At 54.9% G+C, this 6,276-nt stretch carries 5 protein-coding genes; all 5 read left to right on the top strand.

Features of this window, described 5'->3' with window-relative positions; all coding sequences use genetic code 11:
- Positions 1-18: 18 nt before the first annotated feature.
- The 5 genes from nrdJ (at position 19) to tal (ending at position 5,574) form a co-directional block, all read left to right on the top strand.
- Positions 19-1,107 (top strand): ribonucleoside-triphosphate reductase, adenosylcobalamin-dependent, encoded by a 1,089-nt coding sequence (gene nrdJ / locus OSC10802_RS41385; RefSeq protein ID WP_232731732.1) that lies wholly within the window; start codon positions 19-21, stop codon positions 1,105-1,107.
- A 238-nt stretch (positions 1,108-1,345) separates the two neighbouring features.
- On the top strand, positions 1,346-1,567 hold the full coding sequence (locus OSC10802_RS0123150) for a ssl0294 family protein (protein WP_017719154.1): 222 nt from the start codon (positions 1,346-1,348) through the stop codon (positions 1,565-1,567).
- Between the two features lie 617 nt (positions 1,568-2,184).
- The gene (rbp, locus tag OSC10802_RS0123155) at positions 2,185-2,460 is read left to right on the top strand and encodes an RNA-binding regulator (RefSeq protein ID WP_017719155.1); all 276 of its coding nucleotides are present in this window, start codon (positions 2,185-2,187) and stop codon (positions 2,458-2,460) included.
- Between the two features lie 820 nt (positions 2,461-3,280).
- Complete coding sequence (gene fbp / locus OSC10802_RS0123160; protein ID WP_017719156.1) at positions 3,281-4,339, top strand: class 1 fructose-bisphosphatase; 1,059 nt, start codon at positions 3,281-3,283, stop codon at positions 4,337-4,339.
- A 95-nt stretch (positions 4,340-4,434) separates the two neighbouring features.
- The gene (tal, locus tag OSC10802_RS0123165; protein ID WP_017719157.1) at positions 4,435-5,574 is read left to right on the top strand and encodes a transaldolase; all 1,140 of its coding nucleotides are present in this window, start codon (positions 4,435-4,437) and stop codon (positions 5,572-5,574) included.
- Positions 5,575-6,276: the final 702 nt, after the last annotated feature.

Consider the following 6,276-nt stretch of genomic DNA (forward strand, 5'->3'; position numbering starts at 1 on the left):
AGTCCAATCCTGTCAGAAATGGCAGCTTTAATGGAAATTCTAGGCTCAAACTTCCACTGCAATCTTTCGGAGATACACCTCAATCAAATTGACCCACAGAATTACAAGGAACAGGAGGAGGCTTTCACCGCCGGCGCACTGTCTGTAGCCGTGCTGCTGAACCACAAATTTGTTGAGCCCCGCTACCAGTACAGCCGCGAGCTAGACCCAATTGTGGGGGTGTCCTTCACCGGCTTGTTTGACTTTTTCGTCAGTGCTTTCGGCCCTGACTGGCTGCGCTGGTGGGCCCAAGGGCGACCGGCAACCCCACAGGGGCTGGAGTTTAAGCGCCAAGAGCAGGAATACCTGAGCCGGTGGAAAGACATCGTGCACCGCACCGTGTGGGATTACTGCGACCGGCACGGATTGAAACGCCCGAATCGCTGCACAACGGTGCAGCCATCCGGAACAAAATCCCTGCTCACCGGCGCGTCTCCGGGATGGCACCCGCCAAAATCGCAACGTTTTATCCGCCGCATTACTTTCCGGAAAAATGACCCCGTAGCGCTGGCTTGTATTGACTACGGTTACAGCGTTATTCCCTCTCAGTCTGACAGAGATGAAAACGGGAATCTTTTGAATGACGCTTTCGATCCCCGATGTCAAGAATGGCTGGTGGAAATCCCCGTCGCCGTACCCTGGGCTGATATGCCCGGGGCGGATGACATTGACATCAGCCAGTTCTCAGCGCTGGCCCAAATGGACTTTTATATGCAAGTCCAAAAATTCTACGTCCGGCACAATACTTCGGCGACGATCGAGCTGCGCGAAAACGAAATTGAAGCCTTGGGGACTCGCATTTATGAAGCGATTCGAGATGATGAAGGGTATATTTCCGCCGCACTTCTGGCGCGGTTTGATGACCATCAAACCTTCCCGCGCTTGCCATTCGAGCCAGTAAGTAAGGAGCAGTATAACCAGCTTGTGAGGGAGGTTTTAAAGCAGCGGCGGACGGAGGATTTTCATGGGGCTTTGAGTCGCTACGACTCCGGTGAATTGTCAGAAGCTGGGCCTGCCGGTTGCGATTCCGACAAGTGCCTGTTGCCCGAACAGGCTCCAAGTTCCTAAGCAGCGGAAACCGCAGCAAATCCCCAAGGCGATCCTTTGGGGATTTTGATGAGTTATGGTACAATTGTTGGAAGTGAGTCCTGCCGGTCGCGCCGCTGGCAGCAAGCCGGTGAAAAATAAGTGTGCCTTCCCCGACCCAAAACCGGAATAGGCCCACCGGCAGCCCCACAGCCTGCCTGCGCGCAGACGCGCTAGGATACCAAATGACAGCAAACCGGCTTAAAGCAGGAGACTCTAAATGTTCCTAGATGAACTGAGCCCAGTTTTCAAAGAACTCACCCAGTATCCAGTTGCCTTCTTGGGCGGCTTCTTCTCGGGTATCCTCCGGCTCAACCTCTCCGACGACCCAGTGAAAAGCTGGCTCGACCGGCAAGCCGGCACTCCCTCCCAGACTTCCGGATATGGCGACGACACCAACGGCGGCAGCAGGAGTGGCCCTCAGTCCATTGCCATTGACTGAGGTTCAGTCCGGCTGAAGATAGCTTGGGGCAGCGCTATTTCAGTCCCGCAACCGGGATTTACATCATCTCCGGTTGCATTGCTGTTGCGATCTCGGGTTCCAGCACACCCCAACCCGGCCAAGTAGGGGCGGGGACGGCCCAAAAACACAACGTTCTGGGGGGCGGGGAAGCCAGCACCCAAAGGTGTGCCAGACCTGTTGCAGGCGCTGCCGGTCCGACTAACCTTTGCCAGCGACAGAGATGTCCGGCGATACCACCATTCCCCGGACTTCCGGACTGGGGCTGCCCTGCCACTCTACCAGTGCGGTCAAAAAAATCTCACCTCCCCTAGATGTAGTGTGTTGCCGGCAGGCTGAGGAACTTCTGAGCCCCCCACAAGTTTGTCAAACAGATAACCGGGCAAAATGAAATTTACAAGTTATCATAGGACACAAATAAGTTCAGTTCTATCACCCACAGGTTGAGTTGAAGACGCCGCTGCCGCCTTGAGTGGGGGCCAAGTTTTGAAATTCAGCCCGAGGTGAATCAGACAGTCAAGACTTGGCCTGACCCGCACAGGCAAGAGTTTCGTCTGTGCCTCTGAACTTCAGTTGCTCGTTCAGATTTCGTGACCCACATGACCATTTACATTGGAAACCTGTCTTACCAAGCCACCGAAGAAGACTTAAAAGCAATATTTGCAGAATACGGCCCGGTCAAACGAGTCGTATTGCCGACAGACCGAGAAACCGGGCGGATGCGCGGCTTTGCATTTGTTGAAATGTCAGACGACGCTCATGAAGATACCGCCATTTCAGAATTAGACGGCGCGGAATGGATGGGGCGGCAGCTGAAGGTGAATAAGGCGAGACCAAAAGAAGATAATCGCCCCAGCCGTCGCAACAACTTCTAGGGCGATCTAGGCGACGGCGAGTCTCTGCCCCCAAGCCAGCAGCCGCTCCTGAGAGCTGTAGGAAAAGACACCCAACAAAACTGAATTCCCACCCAAAACTATCTAGCGGGCACCAGACAGAGTAAGCCCAGACTCTGACTGGTGTCGGCTGGATTTTTATTTTTAAGCAGGGGGAAGAGCGAGTGAGTGGAATCAGCGCCTGAAAGCTAATTTATAAGGAAAATGCGGAGCAACAAGAAACCGGGTGTCTTGTACTGGGGGAGCTGGAAAACTCAGCCATCTTGCGGCAAGATTCCCGGGTTCTGCCTGCCCATTCAGGCTTAACAATTAGTTTATAAATCACCAGACCCCTTCTGCCGGTGGCACCCAGTTGCTAAAACCCTTATATTTTCGTCAATTCTGGCTTCTCCCACCGCAGCCATGTCCACCCCTGCTTAAAGGAGCCCAACATCTGAAAAACCCACCTCAATCAAGCTCCCCCCGCCCGAGCCAGCACTGAGAGGGGGTGAGGCACCTCATGCAAAACCGGCACGCACTTCGCACAATGTTTGCATTGAACTATTGATGTTTTGTTCAACAGGCGCTGCTTTTCGGGTGAATAAGCAAAGATACTCAACACAAATCGAGAACATTCTTTAGTTCCCATAAAATTAATCGCCCGTCTAGAAATCGCTCCCTAAGATAGTAAGTGAGGGACGATCGGCACCACGCCCGCCGGCAGAGGCGGTGCCACCGGCGGGGATCCGCCCCCGGAGCCGTTGCCCTCCGATGTAGAGAGGCGAAATTCCGCGTCTCAAGCCACGACAGGGAGGATAAAACAATGGCAGACAATTATCAGCCGAGCTCCTCGGAACACGCCCTGGACCGGGATTGCACGACCCTGTCCCGTCACGTCCTGCAGCAGCTCCAGAGCTTCTCCGCTGACGCTCAGGACCTGAGCGCCCTGATGAATCGCATTGCCCTAGCGGCCAAGCTGATTTCTCGCCGCCTCAGCCGGGCTGGGTTGCTCGAAGGCGTGCTGGGATTCACCGGCGAGGTGAACGTGCAGGGAGAATCCGTCAAAAAGATGGACGTCTACGCCAATGAAGTGTTTATCTCCGTCTTCAAGCAAAGCGGGCTGGTCTGTCGGCTGGCGTCTGAGGAAATGGAAAAACCCTACTATATTCCAGAAAACTGCCCCATTGGACGCTACACCCTGCTCTATGACCCGATTGATGGCTCTTCCAACCTCGATATAAACCTCAATCTGGGTTCCATCTTCTCGATTCGCCAGCAAGAAGGTACAGACGAGGATGGCTCCGCCCTCGACCTGCTACAGCACGGGCGCAAGCAAATCGCCGCCGGCTACATCCTCTATGGGCCCAGCACCATGCTCGTCTACTCCATCGGCAGAGGAGTCCACTCCTTCACCCTCGACCCCAGCCTGGGCGAGTTTATCCTGTCCCACGAAAACATCCGGGTTCCCGATCACGGCTCCATTTACAGCGTCAACGAAGGCAACTTCTGGCAGTGGGACGAATCGATCCGGGACTACATCCGCTACGTCCACCGGCATGAAGGCTACACTGCACGCTATGGCGGAGCCCTGGTGGGAGACTTCCACCGCATCCTCTTACTCGGCGGCGTGTTCTTGTACCCCGGTACAGTCAAAAAACCGGAAGGCAAATTGCGCCTGCTCTACGAAACGGCTCCCTTGGCCTTTTTGATTGAGCAAGCCGGCGGACGGGCCAGCACCGGCCTCCAAGATATCTTGGACGTCGTGCCAGACTTTCTCCACGCCCGCACCCCCCTGATTATCGGCAGCAAAGACGATGTGGAACTCGTCGAGTCCTTCATTCGCGAGCGAACCGAGGAAAAAACAGTCAGCCTCACAAAGTAATGAGTGATGAGTGACTTCACCTCATTGCTCAGGGCGGGCTCCGGTGCCCGCCCCTACAGACCCCACCAAGTCGTAAAACTCAACTGAAAATAACTATGGCAGACAATCTTCTGTTGCAGATTGAAAAAGAATACGGTCAGAGCATCTGGATGGATAATTTGAGCCGCAATATTATCCAGTCCGGAGAACTCAAAGAGCTGATTGCGAGCCGGGGAGTCGTGGGAATTACCTCCAACCCAGCCATTTTTGAAAAAGCCATCGCCGGCAATGTCATCTACGATACCGATATCGAAGCAGGCATCCGCGCCGGCAAATCCGTTCAAGAAATTTACGAATCGCTGGTATTTGAAGACATTCGCAACGCCTGCGACATCTTGCGCGGCGTCTATATCGAAACCGGCGGGCTGGACGGATACGTCAGCATTGAAGTGCCGCCTTCCTTGGCCCGCGATACCGAAGCCACCATTCGGGAAGCTGTGCGCTACTACCAAGAAATAGGCCGGGACAACCTGATGATTAAAATCCCCGGCACCCCCGAAGGCTTGCCGGCAGTCGAGCGAGTCATCAGCGAAGGAATCAACGTCAACATCACCCTGCTGTTCTCCGTGCAGAGCTATGTGGAAACCGCCTGGGCTTACATCCGGGGTCTGGAAGCTCGGGCAGCCGAAGGTAAAGATATCTCCAACATCGCTTCCGTCGCCAGCTTCTTCATCAGCCGCATCGACAGCAACGTTGACGCCCAACTTGACAAGATGATTGCGGCAGCGGACGACGCTGAAAAGAAAGCCCAGCTCAAGCAGCTCAAAGGCAAGTATGCCATCGCCAACGCTAAAATCGCCTACCAGAAATATAAAGAGATTATTCAGAGCGAGCGCTGGCAAGCCCTAGCGGCCAAAGGTGCCAAAGTCCAGCGACTACTGTGGGCGTCCACCAGCACCAAAAACCCCGAATACAGCGACGTGCTCTACGTTGACGAACTCATCGGACCCGATACCGTCAACACCATGCCGCCGGCAACCATTGAAGCCTGCGCCGACCACTGCAACCTGGCCAGCCGCATCGAAACCGGCGTGGGAGAAGCGTACCTGCTGGTGGAAACCCTAACCCAGCTGGGCATCAATCTCGATGAAGTGATGGCAGAACTGCTCGAAGACGGGATTGTGAAATTCATCCAGCCGTTTGACTCCCTGATCAAATCCCTGGAAGGGAAAGTCAAGCAGCTGCAGCCGGTGTAACGCCCCGACGTTGAACAGGCGTCTCGCCTGTCCATAACCAGATCGAGAGCCGCTCAAGGTTTCATCACCCCGCCGGGGCTGGAGAAAATTTGTGTACCAATGGTACACACATCCCAGCCCGAAAGTGTCAAGTCAGTTGCGTTCGGGACTGCCTTGAGCCGGTCGGTTTCATCACCCCGCCGGGGCTGGAAAAAATTTGTGTACCAATGGTACACACATCCCAGCCCAAAAGTGTCAAGTCAGTTGCGTTCGGGACTGCCTTGAGCCGATCAGTGTCATCACCCCGCCGGGGCTGGAAAAAATTTGTGTACCAATGGTACACACATCCCAGCCCAAAAGTGTCAAGTCAGTTGCGTTCGGGACTGCCTTGAGCCGGTCGGTTTCATCACCCCGCCGGGGCTGGAGAAAATTTGTGTACCAATGGTACACACATCCCAGCCCGAAAGTGTCAAGTCAGTTGCGTTCGGGACTGCCTTGAGCCGGTCGGTTTCATCACCCCGCCGGGGCTGGAGAAAATTTGTGTACCAATGGTACACACATCCCAGCCCGAAAGTGTCAAGTCAGTTGCGTTCGGGACTGCCTTGAGCCGGTCGGTTTCATCACCCCGCCGGGGCTGGAGAAAATTTGTGTACCAATGGTACACACATCCCAGCCCGAAAGTGTCAAGTCAGTTGCGTTCGGGACTGCCTTGAGCCGGTCGGT

This window comes from Kamptonema formosum PCC 10802, assembly GCF_000332335.1.
Taxonomy (GTDB): Bacteria; Cyanobacteriota; Cyanobacteriia; order Cyanobacteriales; family Oscillatoriaceae; genus Oscillatoria.